The organism is Syntrophorhabdaceae bacterium (assembly GCA_036504895.1).
Taxonomy (GTDB): domain Bacteria; phylum Desulfobacterota; class Syntrophorhabdia; order Syntrophorhabdales; family Syntrophorhabdaceae; genus PNOM01.
This window is the reverse complement of the sequence record DASXUJ010000054.1, coordinates 62512-85386: the sequence shown is the minus strand read 5'-3', so window position 1 is coordinate 85386 and position 22875 is coordinate 62512. Positions and strand designations below refer to the sequence as shown.

Sequence of the window (22875 nt, the reverse complement as noted above, 5' to 3'; positions counted from 1 at the left end):
TTTCGTGCTTTCGATATAGGCGAGCAGGGCATCCATGCCGCAGCTCGTGCCGATCATGGTAAGCTCCGTAACCACGGTCGTGGTGCCGCCCTGAAGCGCATAAGGCACGAACTTATCGAACGTATACACTGCGTCCAGGTGCGTATGGGCATCGACGAATCCCGGACAGAGATACTGCCCCTTCGCGTCAATAACAGGACTCTGCCCATAGGCAGGCACGTCCCGGTCCTCTTCTATGGAAGCAATAAAGCCGTCCTTCACCACCACCATGAGACCCTTTTGGATCTCATTGGTGAATACGTTGATTATTTTACCGTTCCGAATTACCGTGTCGGGTGACACATTCCCCTTCACCACGCCAAGAAGGGCCTTCAATTGCTCTTTCTTCATCCCTTTAATTTCCTTTCCTCATTGCATCGTCGGGCAGCGTTATGTGCGATCAGGACGCGACAATCGACGCATCACAGATTTCTAATTTTACATGAAAGGATAAGTATTTGCAAAATCTTGCCCGGGCAGTCAGCTCAATGAAAAAATTAAAATGGAATACCTGAAAGACAAGAACTGCTCACTATATTAAGAAAAGGAGTTTACGCAGAAAAAAGATTGTACTTATCGGTTGTCTTAAGTTTCTCAGCATCGTCCTAGAATATTATGCTAATATACCTTATTGTCAGAGCACAAGAGTGTCATTATTCTGCTGTGCGATAAAAAGCCGAACTTGTTCTTCAACCGAATGACTGTTAATTGTCTGCCCGATCTCGGAGAGTGATAATAAGTGCTCTTTAACTCGTATGAATATATTCTACTTTTCCTTCCTGTAACCTTAATTGTTTACTTCGCCCTTTTGTCCAAACAAAGCACAGGTGAAGCCCCTAAGCTATGGTTGATTTTGGCCTCCACTATCTTTTATGGTTGGTGGAATTTTAAATGCCTCTTGCTGCTTTTAGCTGGTGTGATATTTAATTACATCATTTGCCAAGCAATTATAAGGACGGATAAAGAGGAAACGCATTTTGCAAGAAAAACGATACTAGTTCTTGGAATACTTGTTGATATTCTATTATTAGGGTTCTTCAAATATTCAAATTTTCTCATAGCTAACGTTAACCAAGCCATAAGTGGTCATATAGAATTGCTGAACCTAACATTGCCTATCGGGATAAGTTTTTTTACATTTACCCAAATTGCCTGCATCATTCATATTTATAACGAGAACCATGATAGTTTCAGTTTCACGAATTATTTGTTATTTGTGGTTTTTTTCCCTTATTTATTGTCCGGACCGATTGCATATTACAAAGAAATTATTCCCCAATTCCAAAATAGTAAGAATAAACTTAACGATGCGAATATGGCCGCAGGATTATATCTTTTCTCTATAGGATTATTTAAAAAGGTAGTAGTGGGCGATAATCTTGCGGAATGGGCCAATAATGGTTTTGACGCCAGCACATTAACTTTTGTCGAAGCATGGCTGACTAGTATATCCTATACGCTTCAACTTTACTTCGATTTCTCGGGATATACAGATATGGCGTTAGGAAGTGCATTATTTTTCAACATAAAACTTCCAATAAATTTCGATAGCCCTTATAAATCAAGGAATATACAAGAATTTTGGAGACGTTGGCATATAACGCTCGGCAGGTTTTTGAGAGATCATATTTATATTCCCTTGGGGGGCAATCGGTTTTCAACTTACCATACGATAGCCAATATACTTATCACCTTTTTGATCTGCGGCTTATGGCATGGTGCTGGGTGGACATTCATAGTTTGGGGTCTTTTACATGGTATTGGTTTGGTTATTCACAGGTTATGGGGTAAGTTAAACATAAGCATGCCAAGAATTATAGCCTTATTCATAACATTCAATTTTGTAAATATTGCATGGATATTTTTCAGAGCAAAGGATTTTGGTGATGTCAGCAAACTATTACGAGGAATGCTGGGGTTAAATGGCATACTCCTTCCTTCAGCTTTTGCTAACAAGCTGGGATTTCTCAGCGACTATAGTATTACGTTTGGGGAAATTATGATGAATATTGGTGGTTCCTATTTGACAGTTCCATTTATCTTTTTCTTTTTATGGATTTGTATATGGTTCAATAATTCAGACGAAATAATTGAAAAATTCAGACCCACTATATTGCATAGTTTCCTCGTTGGAGGCCTTTTTGCATTGGCCATCTTACACTTGAGCGCAAATTCCGAGTTTTTGTACTTTAGGTTCTGATATGCCCCAGAGCAAGGTAATTAGTCATGCAAAATGGTTAAAATCTTTTGCGTGTTTTGTATTATGTTCTATCGCAATTATTTGCCTTTTCAACTATGCAGTAGATTCGGTTGGGATATTCCGCACGGACAGTGGTCTCCTGTTTGCCGCCAAAGCCTTGACACGTGGACTGATAGTCGCTGGTTTCCGAAACATGGACGAACGACAATTTCAAGAATTAATCATCGAAAATGATGAACGAAAACTGGATACAATAGTTTTAGGTTCTTCAAGAAGTATGGAATTCAGGGGACACCTGTTTAAGAAAGATTTAAATGATTATTTTTTTAATCACTCTGTATCTGGCGCATCATTGGAAGATCATATTGCCATTATCGGTATATACAAAAATAAAAAAGGATATATTCCAAAAAGAATCATTATCGGAGTCGATCCTTGGATATTCAATAAGAATGCTGGACAGAATCGTTGGCAATCGATCGGCGCCTACTATGAGGCGATAATAAAGGACATATACGGCAAAAAGATCAAAGTAGTGGCATCGTCATCCGGTGTCAAATACAAGCAATTGGTAACCTGGGATTATACCATTGCCAATATAAAAGCATTATTGATGCCTTCAAAAAGAAATCGATTTTACATTGTGGAAACTGTTAATACGGATGATTCCTTGAGAGCTTCCGATGGAAGCAACTATTATCCTTACAAAACCAGATTCAAAGAACAAAATGAGGTTGAAAAAGACGCAAAAGCATATGCTAAGTCTCCAGTCTATTCTTTGGAAAAGTTTTGTGAATTGTCGAATGTGCAGCTTTTTGAAGATTTTATACAATATCTGCAGAAAAACGGTGCAGAAGTCATTCTCTTCTTACCGCCTTACCACCCGGTAACGTACGACCTGCTGGTGAATAAAAATGAATATAAAATCCTTGCTGATGTCGAAAAATATTTAAAGAACTACTCAATCCATAATAATTTGAGATTAATTGGTTCTTACGATGCTAAACAACATAAATTGGGAAACGAAGATTTTTTTGATGGCATGCATTCCCGTGACGTAGTAGTTGAGAGGTTATTCTCCGATCAAAAGGTGCAACATTCCTTTCCCTGATGGGATCTTTCAATTATCTTTTTGCTAGGTTTATCTATGGTCCCATCTTTTGCGTCTAGCTTAAATTAAACCATGTATGTTGCGCAAACGACGATCTGGGTGCCTGCCAACACATCCCCGGCCAGAGCTGTCGCCGAACCCGCATTGAATTTATGTATGGCCAATGTAGAAAGGTTTTTCCCCGTAGCCCCCATTAAAGCACCCGTTGTCGAGGCCGCGAGACCATATGCCCAGATCGATACCGCTGAAACTGCGCTTTCTGAGTTGGCGCATACGAAAGGTAAACCTGTTATGGCCAAATGGCCTGAGGGGGATGACACGCTCTCTACCAGGAAGCTTCCCGAGATGCTGACTCTATTTCCGACTTTGGTATAGCTTCCGGTGCGATAGGACGAGTTGAGGGTGATTGTGCCGGAGCCGGCGGTGAATCCGGCGGTCCACGTGCCTTCCTCGTAATCATCGAGGGTGTTCGGGTCCGGGCTCGGATTTTGATTCGTGGGAAATTTTACCTGGCCGGCCACAGTTATCACTCCGTCTACAACCTCCAGAAAGACGGTCGAGCCCGTGGCGTCGGTGATCTGGAATTTCTTTCCTACTGAAAGCTTGTGGATTTCATGACCGTTATCCACATTAACCACGCTCCCGTTGTTATACGTATCGTCCATCGATTGGGAGCCGCTGCCGGGGGAGGGCCAGGTGGTCCTTGTTACTCCTCCCAGGGTAATTTGGGAGAAGAAGCCGTTGAAGAACTGGCGGATCATGGAGCCTATGGAGCGGGTGTTGTCGCTATCAGGGATGACGTCCTCGCTCTTTTTGTGCCGGTTCGTGAGTTCGGCGTCCAAGGCGTCGAAGTTGCCGTTGATGTAACCCGGCCATTCCGCTTCGGGGGTGAGGGGGGTCGGTTTCTTGAGTTTCACATTCGGGGTTTCGGTGTAGCCCATTTAATCCTCCTGACGTAAGGTTAAGGTCCCGGTATATTTGTTCCATGCCTCCTCCGGGAAATCGAAGGCGTCACTCATAATCCTGACGACGTGGCGGATGCCTTCCGGGTCCACGTAGAGAACCTGGTTCGCCCTGCCGTTGGCATAGGCGTCGTAAAAGGTTCTTAAGGAAGCGGCCTCTGATTTTCTCAGCCGCAGGGGTACCTCGAAGGTATATTCGGTGAGGCTTTTATTATATATGTAGGGGTCCCCGCTATTGGAATAATCTATTGGTTGCTTCTTCTTTATTGGATTCCGATAGGGCCTTAATATTCTTAAAATCAGGGTCACCGTGGGCGCACCTGCCGGATATCCGAGACCTGCCCATCCTGAGGCTCCCCAGAGGAAAGAGCCCCAGGGACTTGCTCCCCATGCGGAACTGTTAGGTAAGGGCATTTAGTACTCCTTTGCCAGTAATTGGATGGTGTCGTTTTTCATATCCATTCCGCTTCCCGGGCTGATGTTTACCTTCCATATCTCGCAGACCACTTCTCCCGCGGGATTTAATGTGATGCCGTCTGCAAACTGGAGGTCCATGTTGTCCAGGAAGACTTCCAGAGTGAATATTTTTTTCCTGTCCTTATATCGGGCAAGGTAAAAATCCCGGAGGCTTTCCGCCATACTTATTGATTTGACGAAACCGAAGCTGAAGAGGTCGGCCCTCTCCTTTTCCCCGTACCTGGCCATGCTCGATGGATCGCTTGCCTTCGCGATGCCTCCGTATGCCTCGTCTCCGAATTTGGACCAATCCCGGTTATATTTGAGATTGATCTTGTTTATGACCTCGTCGAGAGGTGATCGTTCCATTTGCAGCGTGGTCCTGAAATCCCCTCCCATGCGGATCATGGCGTCGGTAATGTTTCTTTGTGAGCCCAATGAATCGGGCCGGTAAATGAGATAGGCCTTTCCCGCGGCAAACCGGAAATAGCTCCTGCTCTGGAAGGCGATGAGGGAGAGCCATTCTCTCAGCCGCCTGTACTCGTTGATGAGGACCGAGAGTGTATAGCCGCTTACATAGGAGGGATGGGAAATATTGCCGCCCCCGCCTGCCGCTCCGCTTACAAATTTTTCGGCAGGCCATCCTGCGTAGGCATAAAGGAGCCTCTCCACTATTTTTCCCGGCGTATGGGCCGTGGCAGGACTGGCCGTAATCGCATGGACCGTCACCAGGTCGCCCACATTCGATCGTGCCGCAGTGGAGGCCCCGGGGCTGACCTTATAGGTAAAGACTTTCTTCGGTCTCACCTCGAACACGGATGTAGTATAGACGGCGGAATTGGAAGAGAAGACGATCGGATCGGAGCGGGCGCCCCCTGTCTTCGTGAATGACCTGACGACCGTGCCTCCCGTATTTGTTATGGTTGAAGGGGCCCAATCGGCAACCGTGAGAATGGCGCCTACGGGGACATTGAGTACCGCCTCCACCTCCTGTTTCACTACTGCCGCCCTTTTTACGGAGGGCGCGAAATTTACCCGGAGGTACCCCGCATACTGGGAGACGGTCGTGGCCGCAGTCGATTCGTCGCCGTCTATGGCGGAATTCCCGTTACTCCATGAGGCGGATGCAACATTAAAAGGCGACAGGACTTCATAATTCGACACATCGACCGGACCATGGACGAGAGTGACCACGGCCTTTTGGGCCGCATAGATCCCCCCCTCCAGAAGGACGCTCACCCCGTCCGTCACGGTCTCGCCGTCCACCCGCACCTCGGTGACGCTGACGACCCCGTTATTCGCGATAGATGTATCGTTATCTGCGACGAGATAGGCATAGGCGGCCAAATGCTCCACTACCGGGTCGTCTGCGCTGTGTGCGGCGGCAACGGTCGCGTCATACCCTCTGCCGGAGGCGGCGACGGTGAGGTAGGCGTCGTGGGAATTGTTGCAAAGAATGATCTCGTCACCCACCTTCACCCTATAATTTCCGGAGGGAAAACGGGAACCGTCCTTCACGGGAATCTGGCCGCCAGGCCCGGGGGACGTTGCGGTGATGTCCGCGGTAAGGCAGGTTGCGCCTCCCGCGCAGATGCAGTGACAGGGAACGTTTTCCACATCTCCCATCACGATGTTCGCCATTTTCCCTATGTCCGCGGGATCGAGCCGGGGATAGGTCTCCGTATCGAGAAGGGTGCCGATATATCTGTCGAGTTTCACCCCGTGGTCGACAAGATCGAGCCGGCAGGTGAGCTCATCGGGAAACCGGTAGTCCATGATGTTGCCGGACCACATGAGATTCGGAGGGGCAGTCGCAGGATCGAGACCGAGAAACCAGAGATAAAGCTCGATATCCGTGCTCTCCACGTTGTTTGAGGGATTCGCCAGGATGCCCGATATATGGGGGGATGCATCCGGATCGATGATGACCTGGACGGAGAAATCGGAGACCTTCGTGAGGCTCAGGCTGCCGGAGATATCCTCATCCACCTTGCCCCATTCTTTGACCCATGGTTTCGTGGTGATGCCCCCGTTCCAGGCGGCTATGGTGAAGGCGATATCGCTTAAGTAGATCGTCCCGCTCGCGAAAGGACACTTGAGAATCCAAACGGGCGAGATCCCGGTCTTTTTATTTTTCTCCTGAGAAAAAGCTGTCGTAAGGGTCTTCATGATCGTTTATATCCAAGCCTGCTCAACTCCCTGTCAAGGGGTTTCACGATGGCTGCGGCGAGCTCTTCGGGTGATTTATTCGCGCCGTGTATTACGATCGCGCCGGGGGAGAGGGTGAAAGAAACCGCCGATGCCGGGAAAGGACCGGAGCTGTCGGGCGGGGAATCGGAAACCGGCCGTTCCCGGAATGGGGAACCTCCGCCGGCGGCAAGGCTTTCCGGAATGTCCGGCGGAAACCTCGCAGGCTCGTACCCGGAAAAACCGGTCTCTTCGAATGATGCGGGAGAAGGCGACGAGAAGGAAGAAGCCCCGATCTGCGCCTGCATATCGAGTATCTCCCTGAGACCTGCCACGGCCCCCGCGGTTTCTATCGAAAGGACCCGCTTCTCCCGCAGTATGGCATCGAGACCAAGGAGCTCCGTTTCAAGACCGATGACGGCTGTTTCCGCTGTGGCCGCCGCTTCAGTAAAACCCCGGTATGCCTCAATTACCGTATTAAGGCTGCGATACAGGGAGGAATATTGTGCCTCCTTTCCCGAGGCGCCGGACCTCTTTTTCTCTCCGGCAGTGGTAGTTTTCAATTCAGCCATTTTTCACCTTTTCGAACGTATCTTCCAGTCTTATCAGCATTTCAAGATCATCAACGGTGGCGCCGTACGCCGTCAGTATCGTCTGTGGGTCCACCAGCTTTCGAAGTTTCATCAATTTGTCCCGAATCGCCATGGCCCGTACACCCTTTTCACCGAGAAGCGGGATAATGCAGCCCTTCGCGGTTTCGCAGTCGGGAATGTCGCCCTCGATTTGCCTCGACTTTTCGCATTCCTTGCAGGCCACACCAGGGAAGTCGAGTCTTGCCCTGATGTGGCGGATCATTTTTGTATCTCTTCCTCCTTGTGCTCCTCCACGAAATTGGAGAATTCGATTGCCTTCATATTCACGAAATTGGCGAATTCATTGTAGCGCTCCATAAGGAAATCGCAGTTTTCCCCGGAATAGGGGAAGGTCGACCCGCCCATGGTAAAACCCGTCCTGCCGGGCAGGGGCCGCCAATTCTTCACTGCCTTCCTGCCCAGGAGCCTGTCCGCCTCCTTCTCGTCAATCTCTTCCGCCCCATGATGTCGCACGAACCTGATCGACACAGCCTCCTTCCTGAGCTGCCGCAGCTCCTCCCGCGATACGTAGGCAACAAGCACCTCCGTATCATCGTCAAAAGGTATCCATGCAGCGATCGACTCCCGTCTAAGTCCCGATAAATCCATAAAAGCCTCCTTGGCAAATCAGGTTGAGGTTGAGGAACTGCCTTTTCTCTGTCTTAACCTTAACCATCTCTTTTAGCCCCTCCACCTTCTCTTCATGCCTTTCTACCTCAACCTTCGCTTTTAGCCCCTTTACCTTTCTCTTTTCTTCCCCCCTGACCGTGATGGCCCGTATTTTTTCTCAGAGCAAGGCGACAAGGAGGCGGTCCCGGAGCCGTACTACTAGTACGGTGAGGAAACCAACGACGCCGTCAACGCAGCTATGCGAAAAAAGACGGGCCATTACCCCAAGGGGTCGGTTGGCCGCTGGTTTATCCCCGTAATCCACAGGGGGTCCGTAATCCCCGCCATGCCCGGGGGCGCGCTTGCCGCGCCATGGACGATGAACTCCAGGGGCTCCCGGATACTCCCCTCTGCGTCGGCGATGTCCACTTTTTTGAGCTGCAAGTGAGGGAATTGAAGCCCGAATGTCCGGTAATAGCTGCCGGCGATCAACCCGCCCGTAAATTGGATATCCATTTTCTGCCTTGTATCGCCGCCGAGGATCGCGAGGTTGGTGGTCCCCGTGTGGCGCGGGAACGAGAGGGTGAGGCCGATCTCCGGCGGCCCGTCGTTTGTCGGCTCATCGACGAGATCTTGTATATTCGGGCCGGAGACATGGCGGTACTGGCCGGTATACTCGCCTTTTAGCTTCCTCTGCACCGACAGTTCGAAGGCTGAGGGATAAATCCTGTCTCCCGGAGCCAGCGACGCGCCCGATTGGGCGTTCATCCTGAACAGCCCTTCCGAGAACTTCACACGGTTCGCGACCTCCGGAAAGGTCACCGTTTCGAAAGAGGCGAGGGTGTTGACTGCGGAATCGAAGAGTGCGTTCACCCCTATTGTACTGATCGTCAATTCCAAAGATTTTCCCACTTCCCCCTTAAGCGTAAATCCTGATAATTTGAGGGACGGGATCTCCTCGACGTAATTCTTCATATGCTTCACAAAACTCACGAATTTACCATCCGTCTCAGGTGCGAACTTATAGGTATAGGCATAGGCCGCAGTAGACCCTTGCCGGACGGGGATCCCTGCAATGCCCATTACCTGGGCCAGTATCACGTCGAGGCTGTCATACCGGAGGTACAGGAGGAGATCGCCTCCCACCTTTATCGGACCGGGAACACCGTCCCTGGAAAAGGCGGAGCCCATGGAATCATCCACCTCAACCGCCGCTTCCCGTTTGATGGAAGAAGGCCGGATCAATATACCGTCGCTCGCCCCGCAGGCCACTGCACTATTCCAGGCAGACGCCTTCCTGACCGCCGTCCTGATCTCCACTCCCGATACGCCGTACGGCATGAAATCCTCCTTTTCTTTAATATCAGCTCCCGGACTCGCTGAAATCGATGTCAAACCGGGTGCGAAAATCTATCTCGTAGGCGGCCGCGGTTTTTGAGATCGATTTAAGGGAGACGCTGATGGGTTTTATGGGCTCGATAGCCGCAAGGCCTAAATTTTTATGTGCCAGGGCCGCGAGCACGTCCGCAATCATACGGTAGCAGCCATGCTCCCCGTTGCGGAGATTCCCGCTGCTTTTCAAGTCTTTTGCCGCCACGATGATCGAGAATTCGGACATCTCGCTGTAACTCCGGCCGTCAACCCACTCAAAAAATGAACCGCCATAGACGACGAAGATTGCAGGAAAGGGCAGGGCCAGCGCCTCGAACTCGCCTTCGAGCTGCCCCGCGTAAGTCTCCACCGTCCTCACATAAGGCAGCGCATCCCTCACGGCGGTGGTGATCGCCCTTTCCACGTCGACAAAATTCATCAGTAGCCCCCGATCTTCGCCGCCGTGACCGTTCGGTCGTCTTCTGCCTTCGAGCTTTCGATCCGGTCGCCCCCTCCTGACGCCACTGGCTCCGGGTCCACGCCTATTGAGACCGTGCCCCGGGCAATACCCTCGAGAAGGCGGACCGCGTTACGATAACGGTCCGTCCTGGTCTCGGGCATTCTCTCCACCCGCCGGCTGTAAAGGTTATAGATCGCGAGATCGACGGAGCACTTTTTTACGGTCTCCGGCACGTTCAGGAAAGGTACGGCATACTTGGAGGCGCAATAGGAGTTGATCTCCGCGTCAGCCTGGGCAATGGCCTCAGTTACCCTGCTTAAGGCGATCGAGCCGGTAGATTCGTCGTCCGTAAGCTGGATGAGCATCTCTTCGGGGATAAGCTCCTTCAGGTCCTCAACAGTGGAATAGCTCATTTCCGGCCCTTCCCCTCGCCAACCCGGCCGTTTTTGCCGGGAGATCCCTGCTGCCCCTCAGGCAGAAGCCCGACCGAAAGCCCGGCCGCCTGCTCCTCCGCCAACTCGATTGTATCACCGGGGCCGTAAAGCACCCCGTCATGGTGAATGTGCGAATCGGTAACGCGGTATAATGGCATGATTCCTCCTTTCTGTCGGACAGGTTAAGGTTGAGGTTAAGGTTAAGACCAATTAAGAGGTTTTTCTCAACCTCAACCTTAACCTGTCTTCTACGCTATTGCATTCTCTACGAGATACCCCAAATCCCCCGCAATGACCTTCTCATCCGAGTTCCATGCCACCTTGAAATAATGGGCGCCTTTTATGCCCCGTTTAGGATCGAAATCCCTCTGGGTCTGGCGCATCATTTCGGAGAAGGTGACGCCGAAGGTGACGGTCTTTATGCCGGGATTCGGGTCCACATACAAGGCGGCGCAATGTTTCCCCCACAGGCGGGCAAAGGCGGAGGTCTGACCCTCCGGGGAGGTGATATACCGGCCCCGGCCTACAAGCCAGTTCCGGACTTCAAAGAGTCCGGTGCATTCCTCGATGGTGGCGAGCCCCCCGGGGCTGCCCTGGTATCGGGAGGATCCCTTTACCGCATCGAGGATCTCGGGGAGTTTCCTGAAGGCCATCCATGTCTCCGCGCCCATGACCACCGTATTGGCCCTCACGAAGCAGCTTTCAATGGCGGTCAGGAGGTTGCCTATGGGATCGTCCGCGCTCTGGCCCCACTGGGAGGTGCCTGAAAGGGTAATTTTATTTCCTACAGGATAATTAGCTGCCGAAAAGACCAGGTTGGCGACCCTCTTCTCCTGTGAAATATCGAGAAGAAGGTTGAGAAAATCATTGGTGTCGATCTCCGGCTGAAGGGGGTTATCCGCGTTGTCGATCGACTCCTGGGGAAGCCACTCGCCCAGCGCGTGATCCCTGACGGAGTAGTTATCCTGGGTCACGCCCCACTCCGCCTCGTTCGGCAGAGACTTGGGGCCGATCTGATCGTTCGCAAGGCGGAAGCTGTCGTCCTTATTATACTTATCGAACTTGTTGGACCTCATCGCCACCTTAACCGGCGGCAACACGGCAGGCCATATCATAGCCTCATTCCTGTACTTCACAGACATGGTAGTCAACACGCTATCAACATGCAATTGTCTCGGTTCGGGCATTTTTAAAACCTCCTTATTTTTAAGACAGTCTCTAGTCTCTAGTCGCTAGTCGCTAGTAAAAACAAGAGAAGATAGAATCTGCACTTCTCACCAAAAACGCCGTTAGTTCTTAGTGTGTCTCCAGCTTTTCACTAACGACTATCGACTAGAGACTAGAGACTAACGACTGCTGTTATCTATCCTTGCATTACCGATTGGGCGAGGAGCATGGGGATTATGTCTCCCGAGGCTCCGTTCGCGAGGGCTATGCCTATTATCCGGGCATTACTTGCCGCTGCGGGGGCGGCTGCTACGGCCTGGCCTGAGGCGTCCGAGGTGAGGGGTGCTCCCCTTGTGACGGCGCCGCCGAGCTTTACCCTGGTCACCCCCTGGAGCATGACGTGGACTTCTTCGCCCGGATTCGATGTAGTATGCTGGAAGACGCCCATCAGGGAATCAGCGGCGGCCGCGGCGAGGGACATGGTATCGTCGTCGGCGCCGAACTTTCCGATGGTATAGGCTGCGGCTATGGCCGCCGTGCATTTTACCGATTTTTCCAAAACTGTAGTCTGTCCGATCATCTGTTACCTCCTGTAGTAAGGTGTAATGCTTGTGAAGCAATGCGTGTAATGCGTGCGCTTCGCTCAAGCGTGTAATGCGTGTGATGCGTTAAAGGCTTTAAACCCATAAGCGAAGCGCACGCATTACACGTTCTCCCTACCGTTCCTCGAAAAGGACCGGATTCTCCTTTGAGATGGAAAGGATTGCCTCTCTGTACGTTGCCTTCGGGTTGGCTTCCATATAATTGGAGATGAGCTTTTCCCGTTTCTCGGCACTGCCCGAGCCCGCGTCTTTGTCATTCCTTGCCACTTCGCTGAATTCGATAAACTTGGGCAATCCCTTGAGAAATGCCTCCATGAACTCCAGGGGAGTCTGGCGGACCTTTTTATCTCCTTCGGCGAATTCGATCGCCCTATCGAGGGATGCAATCGATTCGAGGAAGTTCGTCATGCCTACTCCCGCCCCCATCATGGACGGGGTAAGCCTTCCCTCCTGCTGCAGGGTCTCGCAGAATGCGGTGATACCGGCCTTGCGGGCTTCCCTTTCCCGGGACTCGATCTTTTCCTCCCGGCTCCTGAGTGCCTCCTCTTTCGCCTTATGACCTTCCGCAAATTGCACCTCAAGCCTCTTCTTCTCTTCCTCGACCTCGACCTGCCTTTTCCGCTCCTCCTCGCCGAATGATATCGAGGGGAGATCGTCGATGACGACGCCTTCCTTACCTGCCAGCTGCCTGATCCATTCCATGAATTTCATCGGTCTGCCTCCTTGGCGCCCTTCGCGCCTATTTTCACTGATATTTGAGTCTGTAAACTCGATAAAAATCCCTTCTTCCTCTTTAAATCGGATGTCGGGAAGACCTTTTATCGCAGGGGGCGCGGCCCCCAGGAACCCAATGTGGCGAAGCGTGCCGTCCTGATAGAGGCTGATGGAGCGCTTCCTGAAAAGCCCCTTTTTTATCATCTCCTCGAATTCCGGCAGAAGCTCTGCATCCGCATACAGCATTGCGCCCTTACGAATCAGGCCTTTGACCCAGCCGAAGGCAGGGGAATTCTCTTTCGGGTGTCCGATCACCACCGGCGCCTCGTGACCGGAGGGGTCATAAGCCGAGGCGATCCGATCGAGGTCCCCCGCGGTCCAGGTCCGCTCATTACCCGCCGCGTCAGTGTGAACGCCTGTTTTGAACACAGGAAAGCAATATCTTCCATCCATGAATAGCTCCTTTTACGTGGCCGGATTAATCCAACCTTCGCCTCTTTGCCGTTTACTAACGACTAACGACTATAGACTAGAGACTGCCTTTATTAATTTTTCACCCTCTTCCGGCTCGCTGATGCCGTAAGTATCGTAGAAGTATTTCCTCGTCACGGGCAGGCCCATATCGACCACGATCATCCTGTCCCTCTCGGCGAGGGCCTTGAGATCCTGCTCCTCCACCGTCCTTACCCAGACCTTCGGATAGCGGTTCATGCCGCGTCCACCCGCGGGTTCAGGGAAATTGTAGTCCACGATCCAGCGGACGAGCTGGCTGTTGAGGGCCATGGACAGGCTATCCGCATCGGCCCTGGTATAATCGGACCGCACGTCGTTGTGGGTCTGCGATGCGGCATAGGATCCGCCCTCGTCGCCCATTTCGGTGGTCAAGGTCTGGCCGAGAATCACTTTGCTGATGGCACGGTTCATGAAATTACAGAGGCTCTCGTAGGTATTGATCGAGCCGGAGCGCTGGGCCTCCAGGAAGGCGATCTCCACATTATCGGGTATCTTGATGGCAGATTCCTGCTGTATGGCGTCTATCGCGCGAAGAAGCTCGTCCTGCTGGGCCTGGGGCGTGCCGGGAGGGTACTTGCCCAAAGCCGTGGGGCTGCCGAACTTATCGGCAAAGATCATCCAGAACCTGACCGCATTCTTCTTGAACCAGACGGGCCAGTAAAGGAGCCTTCCCAAACCGTCGCCGTAGGGCGAGCCGTTGTCGGAGGCGAAGGTGTAGACAAGGAATTTCCGCGGGGGAAGGGCCTCCCCCTCCACCATGTTCCGCGGCATGAGGAGCCGGAGATTGCGGGAGAGGTCGAAGACGAACCGCCTCGAAGCCCTGGCGATGATCTCCCTGATCCATACCTGGCCCTCGGAATATTCCCACATCACCTCCGCGGGCTTGAACCCCAGGACGATTCCGGAAAGAAGGCTCTTCCTTGCGTCGTCATAGTTGCAGGCAAGGAGGACCTCTCGCACGTAATCGGCAATTTTCCGGTCCTCACGCTTTCCGCTTGCCGGTATGACCTCCCATTCTTTTCCCACCACGGCGAGCTTGCGGGTATTGAGGTTGGAGCCCACCTGGTCGTCGCGCAGGAGGTCCTCGTAAAGCTCGATTCCCTTGCCGCCGGACTCGGACCTGAGCACCCTGTCCGGGTTCAACTGGACCTTTCCCATGTAGTCCTGGAAAATATCCTTTTCCACGGTGGCGATCTCATCGGTTACAGGTCTGGCGATACGTTCCATAGATGCTCCTTTCCTCCCGGCGATTCTAGTAATTTCCCATTTTAGACATTTCGCGCCTGTGGCCCGTGGACTGGAACTCCACCTCGCCCCCCGCGCCCGTCTCGGCCATTGCCACCGCCCCTTCGAGCGCATCCGGCCCGTCATCATTCACCGTCGACGAGGGAAAATAGAGGAGCTGCTCCACCAGGAGGTCCTGGTCACTGTGGCCTTTTTGAAAGCGTATGATCCCCCGCTCGATAAAGGCGGAAAGCCTGCCCACCCGTGCTTCCTTGGACGTGGAATGTCTCACGCCCCTTATAGGGAGGGTGTGCTTCTTCTCCTTCGCCACCAGTGCGAAGGGGCTCAGGGCGAATTCACCGAGGGCGTTCTGCTCCATGCCGAACCCCACCGGCGCGAATTCTTCATACCTCGAATAACCGACCCGGGCCATGGTGTCGACGCTGCATTTCCGGATGAAGGCATCGAGAATATAGATCGTTCCATCATCATCCATCCCGAGGGTGATGATCGCCTTATAGTCGCTCGACGCGCCGTTCTCCATGGAAGGGTCGATATAGGTATATACCCGGAGCCTCCTGCCCGTGATCTCCTCCGGATAGTAATGTCTGAGCCATTCCTCGCGGAACATACCCTCCTCATCCCGGGGGTCGTTCATGAACTCTTGATTGAAATTGATGGAGCCGATCTGACGCCTCTTTTTTTCAAGCCTCTCGAGGGACCACTTCTCCGGCCACAGAGGCCTCGGGGTAACCGTGAGCGGGTCGCCCTGAATGGCGCGATAGATCTTCGATACATAGAGGGGTTTCCCGGCGTCGTCCCTGGCGTTCACGAACCAGGTGAGGACGCTGTTTTTCGCTAACACAGTGCCGATCATGAGCATGGAGAAGTTCTCGGCCAAAGAGCCCATGACCGTGGTGCGCAGCCACGATACTGTTTCCTTGATAATCTTGGGGTTACGCACGTTCTTGTCGTTCTCGAGATCGTCGATGATCACCCGGTCCGGCCGGTACTCGCGGTTACGAATCCCTCGAATGCGCTGGCCCCGGCCCCTTGCCTTCACGCGGATGCCGTTACGGGTCGTGAAATCGGAAGATGCCCAATGGGTGCCCTTCAGGTTTCCGAAGTCCGCCCTGATCCGCTCGTTCTCCTCAAGCTCCAACTGGATGAAGACGTTGAAGTCGGCAGCCAGATCCTCCGTATCGGAGATGATGATAATGAAGTGCTTCCGCTCGAGGCAGATATCCTCGACCGGGGTTGCGAAGGAGACAATCGTCGATTTCGCATGTTCCCTGGGCGCGGCGATGAAGACAGGCTCATCCTCCACTTTCGTGAAATCGTAAATTTCCTTATGGAACTCGGGAGAGGGCATAGAGAAGTAGTGGGGGAGATAGGTCTTTGCGAAATACCCGTCCTCGACGCGGGACCTCCGGATACGCTCCTCCTTCGCCTGAGGTGAGGCATCCTCGAAAGGTGTTGCCTCGGCCTGCATAGCCACCCGGGTGGCAGCGACCCTGGCTTCTATCCCTGTTTTTATGGTCACTTAAGCCTCGCGTGAAGTGTTAAGGCGTTCATGCGTGCGCTTCGCTCATCCGTGATGCGTTAAAGGCTTCAAACCCTTAAGCGAAGCGCACGCTGCACACGCATTACACATTTTAACCGTCTCAATCATTCGGTTTAACCTCGTCGAAGAATTTGTCTATCAGGCCGAAGACGCTGACCCGGGCGGCTTTGTCGGTGGTCTTTGCTTTTACGAATTTTACGAATTCTTCCATGACGAGGGAGGTCATGAGATAGAGGTCCGGCTTCTCCTTCATCTGTTTGTCGATCTTGAGGATCATCTGGACGAGGCTGTTGTACGCGTAGGTCACCTGGGGGTCTATGTCGGTCGCCTCCGCCGCCTCGAACCATTTCTCGTACTTTGCCTGCTGTCGCGAAAGGGTTAGGAGGGCTTTCTCGAGGGCGGAGCATTGCGCCTCTTTTATCTCCTGTTCCTCCCCTTCCGCCTTCGCTGCCCTCTCCTTCCAGGCGTATTTCTCTATCCACTCGAAGATGGTCGGGTTCGAGATCTTCCATCCCTGCCCGGCCAGCTCCCGGATGGTCATCGCCACATTCCGGCCGCACTTCCGCCACATCCGGTACGCCATCTCAATGGTCTCTGGCGGATAAAATTTACGCGACATTATGAACCCCGTGTGCCTGTAATGCATGCGCTTGGCTCAGCCGTGTAAAGGGTGTGACGTGATGCGTGAAAGGCTTTAAACCCCTAAGCGAAGCGCACGCCTCACACGTCTTCACTAACGACTGCCTCACCCGACTATCGACTATCGACTGTCTCATTTAAAACCTCACATCCACGCCCACGTCTTCTATAAACCCGTCTAAGAGATTGAGACCCGCCGGCGTGATGACGTACATGACGATCTCTATGTCCTTTGCCTGCCTTTCGTCTCTTCTCATATACCCAAGTTCCGTGAGATAGATGGTGTGGCTCAGGAACTCCTCCTCCGTCATCGTGTACCTTACGTCATCGAGCAGGTGGTAGAGGACCTTCGAATCGATGGCCCCGGGATGCTCGGTGGCGAGGAACTTCAGGATTGCGCCCCTTATTCTTCGGTACTTCTCTCTTTTAACATCCATAGACCTGCTCCTCGATTCGCTCCAGCTTTTGGGTCACGCATTTCAGGAGAATGACCATCTCCCGGTGCTCCTGGGTGTCCCGGGCCACATATCCCTGCATTGAATCCCGAAGGCCTTCCGTACCCTGGGCAAGGGCAGCCAGGGATGCCGCCTGCCCTTGCTGGGCCTTGATGAACTCACCGAGGTACTTGTCCGCGAGCTTGTAAAGGGCCGCGATCATAAAGCCGGCAATGACCATGCCCGGACCCCAGAAGGAGAGGGACCTGAGCACTTCGAACCATGCCAAGGGCCGCCCCTTTACGCGGCGTCCGTGGCCGGGGTCTCTTCATCGTAAGCGACACCCACCAGCCTGGTCCCCTCGACGACCCCTTCCACCACGGCACTCATGAAGGGAACGAACTTTTCGAGGGTTGCGCGCTGTCCTCCTGTGGAGCAGTCGACGAGACCGCGCAGGAAGTCGCCTGCTCCTTTCATGACAAATCCTTTCTTGAGGGGTCCCTGTCCTCCACCCCACGCCTCCTCTGCGTCTTTCACGAGGGTGACGCCATATTTCACCGCCTTTGCAACCACCGGGGCTTCCGGAAAGGCAAAAGCCGCGAGACCTTCGATTATCGGATCGAGACCGTCTACCACCTTTGCAAACTTTTCAAACCAGTTCATACTCCCTCCTTTGTAAGAGTCATTAATCGATCATCCTTCCGGGCCATCTCCACGGCCTTCTGCCAAGCACGCAAGCTCCTGCCTATCCAGCCGTCGAAATATTTTGCATACTTTGCAGGATTTCCTTCCCGGAGCTTCCAGTAATAGAGCTGCCGCCGGATCGTGCAAGCGGCCTTATCGCCGTCCCCGAGGATGCCTTTTGCTGCCCGGGGTCCCGCATTATAGGCGAAATCACAGACAATGAGGTCGATCCCTGACGGGAGGGCATCGCCTCCTACAGGCGCCCAGAACTGCTCGTAAAAGACCTTCCGGACCAGGTCCTCGTTCACCAGCGAGACGTCTTTTGAATCCACGTCTCCGTCGCCGTCGAGATCGAGCTTCAGCGCCTTCATGAGTCCCACGGTGAGACCCATTTTGGTTGCCCCCGCGTGATCGACCACGTATCCCCCTTCTTCTTTGAGAATGAATTGGAGGACCGGTTCAAAATTGTCTTTCATGCCTCATCTCCTCATGGCGTCGGCCCTTGTGTATGCCGTGTCGCGTCATGAATAGAGTCTAGAGGAAGCTTTCCGTGAAATCGCGGAAAGGGCCTGAGAAAATCAGTTTCCCGCCCGCGGATATGCAGGTGAATCGACCCGGGGGAATAGATGGGCCCATAAATTGACATACTTCTTCTTTCAATCTAGACTTGAAGAGAGGCGCACAATCCGCTTTAACACTCACAACGGGAGGTCATGGGAAACGGGATGAGCCGTGAAGAAGCAAAGAAGAGGGTGGAGGCGAGGATCGGCTTTTATATCAACCTTTCCGTATATGTAGTGGTGATGACCGTCCTCATTATCATAAACCTGACCACCTCGCCTGGTTATTACTGGTTCAAATGGCCGCTCATGGGGTGGAGCATCGCCCTTTTCTTCCAGGGTATGGCGACTTTCTCAGGCAAAAGGCTTCGGGAAATGAAAGAGCGGATGATCGACGAAGAAATGAAAAAGGATAGGCCATGATAAGAAAAAGAAGGGTGAAATATCTATTGGTCCTTATTGCCGCGCTATTCGGCATGATTGCGTCCGGCCTGCCCGCGGCTTTCGCGGAGCCGGCAGGGGTTATCCTGCTTCACGGGAAAGGGAGCAGCGCCAATCCGCTCGTACCGCTCGCAGAGACCCTGCGGGAAAAGGGTTTTCAAGTGGTCGTTCCCGCCATGCCCTATGGGGCGCCCGTATGGAAGGATACCTATGAAGAGAACGTCCCTATTATTATGAGAGAAGTCGAGGCATTGAAGAAACAGGGGGTAACGCGGGTATTCCTCGCGGGCCACAGCCTCGGAGCCAATGTAGCCCTTTACGTGGCGACAAAGATAACTTTTGATGGAGTAATAGCAATCGCAGCGGGACATGTTCCTGAAGCGAAAGGATATGTCGCGCAGGTGCAGGATGATGTGGCACGGGCGAAGAAGATGGTTTCCGAAGGAAGGGGTGATGAGGTCGTCATGTTCGATGACTACAACCAGGGGCGGAAGCTCGCGAGAAAGGCCACTCCGAGGGTATATCTCAGTTATGTGGACCCCGAAGGCCCGGCGGTCATGCCCAGGAACGCCGCCAACCTGAAACCGGGGACCGCGTTTTTCTGGATAGTGGGCTCGCGGGACGGCATGGCCAAGAGAGGACCGTCCTATGCCTTCGATAAGGCCCCTCCCAATCCCCGGAGTAAGTATCTGGTGATAGAGAGCGATCATTTCAGCACGCCCACGGACGGCAAAGCGGAGATAGTCGAATGGCTGAAGAGCTTCGAGGCGGCTTCGACCCCTTCCGGGGAGCAAAAGTGAGTTTTTATGCATCAGGGCGGCCGGCAGCGTCCCGGTAATTTACATCGATGAAAGAGAACCTTTTTCTTGAGAGAAAAAGGTTCTCTCAACCAGGTTCGTCATTATGACATTTCAGGCATCCTGTAAACTGCGGATGACTTGTCACCGGATTGTTCCGATTATTCCCGGGTCGATGACATCCAAGACATTCCTCGTCCTCGACAAACCCTGAATGTATGTCCCTATGGGCTTTCACGGACGGCCCATGCAAACCCAGATAATATCTGTAGGCGCATCCCGCGAGTATGAGGGCGACCAACACGGCAAAAAGAAGAACTCTGGTCCCTTTCATTCGCTCTCCTCGAGAAGCCTTCCGTCTCTCATACGAAAAGAGCCGTCGCACAAATTGACGAGCTCGGGATCATGGGTTGAAAAGACGAGGGCGCACTTCTGTTCCTTTGTCATTTCAAGAAGAAGGGTTATCAGGTTTTTACCCGTTTCCGAATCGAGGCTGGCCGTGGGTTCGTCGGCGAGGAGCATTTGGGGTGAATGGGCTATGGCGCGCGCGGCTGCGACACGCTGAGCCTCGCCGCCTGAAAGCTCGTGAGGCAGAGCATTTTCAGCCCCGACCAGCTCGATCCTTTCGAGCAGGGATGCGACGCGTCTTTCCCGCTCTTTCTTACCCATTCCGTTCAGCGCCAGGGGGAATAGAATATTGTCGAAGACGGAATAATAGGACAGCAAGTTGCCATACTGAAATATAAACCCCATATTTCGCCGCTGGAAGAGGCTCATGCCCCTGTTGCTCAGTTGGTCTAACTCAGTCCCGAAGCAATTCACTTTTCCTTCATCGGGAAGCAGGAGGCCCCCTATGCAGTGTAAGAGGGTGGTCTTTCCCGAGCCCGATTTACCGACTATCGCCGTCGCGGTCCCGGCCCCCGCGGAAAAGGATACATCTGAAAGGGCTCTTACACTGCCCCTTCCGGAAATGAAGGTCTTGCTTATGTGCTCGACCCTGATCATCGCCTCACATAACCCTCAGAATATCCACGGCCTTTTTACTGGCCACAAGGAGTGCCGGCCATATGGCTGAAACGAGTCCGAAGGCCAGGCAGGCTGCGGGGGGACTGAACAGGGAATAGACGGTCAGTCTGGGAAAGATCGTTCCTGAGACGGCGAAATATTGATTATGGGATGTCCAGGAAGACAGATCGATGCCGTGGTGAGAAAAGAAGAAGACCGCCCCCACGCCCAATACTCCACCCGCAAGACACGCGGCAAAATTAATGAGCACGATCTCTATGACGATCAGGCAGGCCACCTCGCCGACGGTCACTCCCATGGCTTTCATAATGCCGTATTCCCTGAGACTCTTAAAAATAAAGACCACGAAGGCGCACGAGATGCCGAGCGATACCACGCCGAAGACAAGAAGTATGACAATGGTCATGGAAAGATAGTTGAGGTCGATCAATTGCACCAGGGCGGGCATCGATTCCCTCCATGTGGTAAAGGGGTAGCGGGTGCCGAAGAGCCGCCTGTAGGATGAGACGATAGTTTCCGGTGTCGCATTATCCCGGATAAAGACCGCGGCGCTCCATCTGTAAGCGTTTAACGGAAGGGCACTGTAGGGGCAGAAGGCAAGGCCCATATCCATCGAGGAAATTCCGGTGTCGTATATACCCGATATTTTAAGGGCGAGAGGCCCTTCGAGACCAATGGCTGCGAATCTCAGGAGTTCGCCCACCCCGACTCCAAGTTTATCGGAGACTGCCTTGCTCACCAGCACTTCATGCAAACCATCCCGTATGTTTCTCCCCTTTACGATCTTCTTCGCCAGGGCGGTCGCCTTGCCCTCGGATATGGGGTCGATGCCGACCATATCGATTGCCTCTGTTTTGTCTCCAAAGGATATGGCGCCCGGGACATGTATCCTCTTCAGCACATGCTCTACCCCTTTTATCTTCAAGTTTTCCGGCGTCAGGTCCGACGGGAGCCCCGTGGCGAGAATGTGGCCCGAAAAGAGCCCCACCGAATTGCGGACCATGGCGTCATTTACGCCTACCGCCAGGGAGGAAAGGAATATGAGGGTGGAGACGGCTGCGATCACCATCAGGCTTAGCGCGAAGGTGGACCTGCCCGACCGGATCAGAAAAAGGAATGCCGATCTCACCCAAAGGCAATAAGGTGTTGAAGCCACGTTACTGAGACCGGATAAGCCCCATCCCGATCCTACCAGCGATAAAGGAAATTGCGGGTTTGATCAGGAAAATGGTGCCTCGGTTCGAAGAGTGCTTCCAACCCGCTGTTCAGAAAGATGAGTGCCTTTTCGGAGGCTGCAGCCCTGGTTTCAGGGAATAAGGCAAGCATACCCCCTCCCTCATCCGGGGCCCCATCCCTATGGCATAAAGAGCCCCCATCATCGAATCGATCTCTTTTTCGGGCAGAGACTCGAGAAACCGCGGAATATGCCATGGGGCCTGAAACAATAACCCCGTCTTGTAATGGTGCACCAGTTGAAGGACGTCTTCGGGGGAAAGGATGCCGGTAACCCCTTTCTCTTCGCGTGCCTCCTGTACGCCGCTTTGCAAAAGAGCGTGTAAAGAGAGCGCGGAGGCGCCCAGTATTGCGTCCCGCGATAGTCCCTCTCTTTCCGCCGCGCGGAGAAGGATATCGAACATGACGCGATCCGATACCATTATATCGAGGACCGACCGGAAACGGGTTCCCTCTTCGGGCAGATCCGTTTCCAGTGTTTTTTTATACTCATTGTCCAGGATATTGTCGCAGCCCGTCACCATGCCCCTCAGGCACTGGTTAATGGAGGCGTACATAATCCTCCGATCCCCTGAAATACCAGCCTTGTGATAGGAATAGAGGAAAAGCATGGAGAAGAAATTGTTTTTTAACGCGAAATAGGAGTCGGTCGGACTGAGAACATGGGTGCCGCTGCCTTCGAGCACCCGGGACGCGGTTTTCCAATAGATGCCCAGTCCTTCAGAGAGTTCCCCCTCTATCAGGTTAAAGAAGCGCCCATCGTCCGTCCGGCTGCCCTTATTCTTCAGCTCTTCAATCTGCTCAAAAAAGTCCATA

28 protein-coding genes are annotated in these 22875 nt (G+C 52.9%); 4 read left to right on the top strand and 24 right to left on the bottom strand.

Annotated elements, in window-relative coordinates:
• The coding region (locus VGJ94_07285) for an amidohydrolase family protein (GenBank protein HEY3276408.1) at positions 1-390 on the bottom strand (390 nt) is incomplete at its 3' end.
• 388 nt (positions 391-778) lie between these two features.
• Between VGJ94_07285 and VGJ94_07280 the strand changes: the two genes are divergently transcribed.
• A complete protein-coding gene (locus VGJ94_07280; GenBank protein ID HEY3276407.1) occupies positions 779-2239 on the top strand; it encodes an MBOAT family O-acyltransferase in 1461 nt (486 codons plus the stop codon).
• A gap of 1 nt (position 2240) precedes the next feature.
• On the top strand, positions 2241-3350 hold the full coding sequence (locus VGJ94_07275; GenBank protein HEY3276406.1) for a DUF1574 family protein: 1110 nt from the start codon (positions 2241-2243) through the stop codon (positions 3348-3350).
• A 65-nt stretch (positions 3351-3415) separates the two neighbouring features.
• On the opposite strand, the gene VGJ94_07270 is transcribed toward VGJ94_07275, so the two are convergent.
• The 20 genes from VGJ94_07270 to VGJ94_07175 form a co-directional block, all read right to left on the bottom strand.
• The gene (locus tag VGJ94_07270) at positions 3416-4291 is read right to left on the bottom strand and encodes a hypothetical protein (protein ID HEY3276405.1); all 876 of its coding nucleotides are present in this window, start codon (positions 4289-4291) and stop codon (positions 3416-3418) included.
• Complete coding sequence (locus VGJ94_07265) at positions 4292-4726, bottom strand: hypothetical protein (GenBank protein ID HEY3276404.1); 435 nt, start codon at positions 4724-4726, stop codon at positions 4292-4294.
• Positions 4727-6937, bottom strand: coding sequence for a hypothetical protein (locus VGJ94_07260; protein HEY3276403.1), 2211 nt, complete (start codon positions 6935-6937; stop codon positions 4727-4729).
• Positions 6934-7527 (bottom strand): hypothetical protein, encoded by a 594-nt coding sequence (locus VGJ94_07255; GenBank protein HEY3276402.1) that lies wholly within the window; start codon positions 7525-7527, stop codon positions 6934-6936. Before VGJ94_07255 ends, VGJ94_07260 begins: the two co-directional genes overlap by 4 nt.
• The gene (locus tag VGJ94_07250; protein HEY3276401.1) at positions 7520-7810 is read right to left on the bottom strand and encodes a hypothetical protein; all 291 of its coding nucleotides are present in this window, start codon (positions 7808-7810) and stop codon (positions 7520-7522) included. The genes VGJ94_07255 and VGJ94_07250 overlap by 8 nt, the downstream gene beginning before the upstream one ends.
• Complete coding sequence (locus VGJ94_07245) at positions 7807-8196, bottom strand: hypothetical protein (GenBank protein ID HEY3276400.1); 390 nt, start codon at positions 8194-8196, stop codon at positions 7807-7809. Before VGJ94_07245 ends, VGJ94_07250 begins: the two co-directional genes overlap by 4 nt.
• A 279-nt stretch (positions 8197-8475) precedes the next feature.
• The gene (locus VGJ94_07240; protein ID HEY3276399.1) at positions 8476-9537 is read right to left on the bottom strand and encodes a phage tail tube protein; all 1062 of its coding nucleotides are present in this window, start codon (positions 9535-9537) and stop codon (positions 8476-8478) included.
• 22 nt (positions 9538-9559) lie between these two features.
• Positions 9560-10006, bottom strand: a complete 447-nt coding sequence (locus VGJ94_07235) for a phage protein Gp37 (GenBank protein ID HEY3276398.1) — start codon at positions 10004-10006, stop codon at positions 9560-9562.
• Complete coding sequence (locus VGJ94_07230) at positions 10006-10440, bottom strand: DUF1320 domain-containing protein (GenBank protein ID HEY3276397.1); 435 nt, start codon at positions 10438-10440, stop codon at positions 10006-10008. Before VGJ94_07230 ends, VGJ94_07235 begins: the two co-directional genes overlap by 1 nt.
• A complete protein-coding gene (locus VGJ94_07225) occupies positions 10437-10619 on the bottom strand; it encodes a hypothetical protein (protein ID HEY3276396.1) in 183 nt (60 codons plus the stop codon). Before VGJ94_07225 ends, VGJ94_07230 begins: the two co-directional genes overlap by 4 nt.
• A 90-nt stretch (positions 10620-10709) precedes the next feature.
• Positions 10710-11648, bottom strand: a complete 939-nt coding sequence (locus tag VGJ94_07220) for a hypothetical protein (protein ID HEY3276395.1) — start codon at positions 11646-11648, stop codon at positions 10710-10712.
• A 176-nt stretch (positions 11649-11824) separates the two neighbouring features.
• Entirely contained in the window at positions 11825-12208 is a 384-nt protein-coding gene (locus tag VGJ94_07215; protein HEY3276394.1) for a capsid cement protein, read from the bottom strand.
• Between the two features lie 136 nt (positions 12209-12344).
• On the bottom strand, positions 12345-13397 hold the full coding sequence (locus VGJ94_07210) for a hypothetical protein (protein ID HEY3276393.1): 1053 nt from the start codon (positions 13395-13397) through the stop codon (positions 12345-12347).
• A gap of 69 nt (positions 13398-13466) precedes the next feature.
• On the bottom strand, positions 13467-14684 hold the full coding sequence (locus tag VGJ94_07205; protein ID HEY3276392.1) for a DUF935 family protein: 1218 nt from the start codon (positions 14682-14684) through the stop codon (positions 13467-13469).
• Between the two features lie 25 nt (positions 14685-14709).
• Entirely contained in the window at positions 14710-16224 is a 1515-nt protein-coding gene (gene terL, locus VGJ94_07200; protein ID HEY3276391.1) for a phage terminase large subunit, read from the bottom strand.
• Positions 16225-16345: 121 nt separating this feature from the next.
• Positions 16346-16864 carry a hypothetical protein gene (locus tag VGJ94_07195; protein ID HEY3276390.1) on the bottom strand — a complete coding sequence of 173 codons (519 nt, stop codon included), beginning with the start codon at positions 16862-16864 and terminating at the stop codon, positions 16346-16348.
• 157 nt (positions 16865-17021) lie between these two features.
• Positions 17022-17321: a hypothetical protein gene (locus VGJ94_07190; protein ID HEY3276389.1), complete on the bottom strand. Its 300-nt coding sequence runs from the start codon at positions 17319-17321 to the stop codon at positions 17022-17024.
• A complete protein-coding gene (locus tag VGJ94_07185; GenBank protein ID HEY3276388.1) occupies positions 17311-17607 on the bottom strand; it encodes a hypothetical protein in 297 nt (98 codons plus the stop codon). Before VGJ94_07185 ends, VGJ94_07190 begins: the two co-directional genes overlap by 11 nt.
• Before the next feature lie 11 nt (positions 17608-17618).
• Positions 17619-17981 (bottom strand): hypothetical protein, encoded by a 363-nt coding sequence (locus VGJ94_07180; protein ID HEY3276387.1) that lies wholly within the window; start codon positions 17979-17981, stop codon positions 17619-17621.
• Complete coding sequence (locus tag VGJ94_07175; protein HEY3276386.1) at positions 17978-18478, bottom strand: glycosyl hydrolase 108 family protein; 501 nt, start codon at positions 18476-18478, stop codon at positions 17978-17980. Before VGJ94_07175 ends, VGJ94_07180 begins: the two co-directional genes overlap by 4 nt.
• A gap of 249 nt (positions 18479-18727) precedes the next feature.
• On the opposite strand from VGJ94_07175, the gene VGJ94_07170 reads away from it, so the two are divergent.
• Together VGJ94_07170 and VGJ94_07165 are read left to right on the top strand one after the other, a co-directional pair.
• Positions 18728-18985 (top strand): 2TM domain-containing protein, encoded by a 258-nt coding sequence (locus VGJ94_07170; protein ID HEY3276385.1) that lies wholly within the window; start codon positions 18728-18730, stop codon positions 18983-18985.
• The gene (locus tag VGJ94_07165) at positions 18982-19803 is read left to right on the top strand and encodes an alpha/beta fold hydrolase (protein HEY3276384.1); all 822 of its coding nucleotides are present in this window, start codon (positions 18982-18984) and stop codon (positions 19801-19803) included. Before VGJ94_07170 ends, VGJ94_07165 begins: the two co-directional genes overlap by 4 nt.
• 327 nt (positions 19804-20130) lie before the next feature.
• Here the strand turns inward: VGJ94_07165 and VGJ94_07160 are convergent, their stop codons facing one another.
• From VGJ94_07160 to VGJ94_07150, 3 genes are all read right to left on the bottom strand, one after another.
• Complete coding sequence (locus VGJ94_07160; protein HEY3276383.1) at positions 20131-20805, bottom strand: ABC transporter ATP-binding protein; 675 nt, start codon at positions 20803-20805, stop codon at positions 20131-20133.
• 4 nt (positions 20806-20809) lie between these two features.
• Positions 20810-21955, bottom strand: coding sequence for an FtsX-like permease family protein (locus tag VGJ94_07155; GenBank protein HEY3276382.1), 1146 nt, complete (start codon positions 21953-21955; stop codon positions 20810-20812).
• 136 nt (positions 21956-22091) lie between these two features.
• A complete protein-coding gene (locus VGJ94_07150; GenBank protein ID HEY3276381.1) occupies positions 22092-22874 on the bottom strand; it encodes a hypothetical protein in 783 nt (260 codons plus the stop codon).
• Position 22875 lies beyond the last annotated feature (1 nt).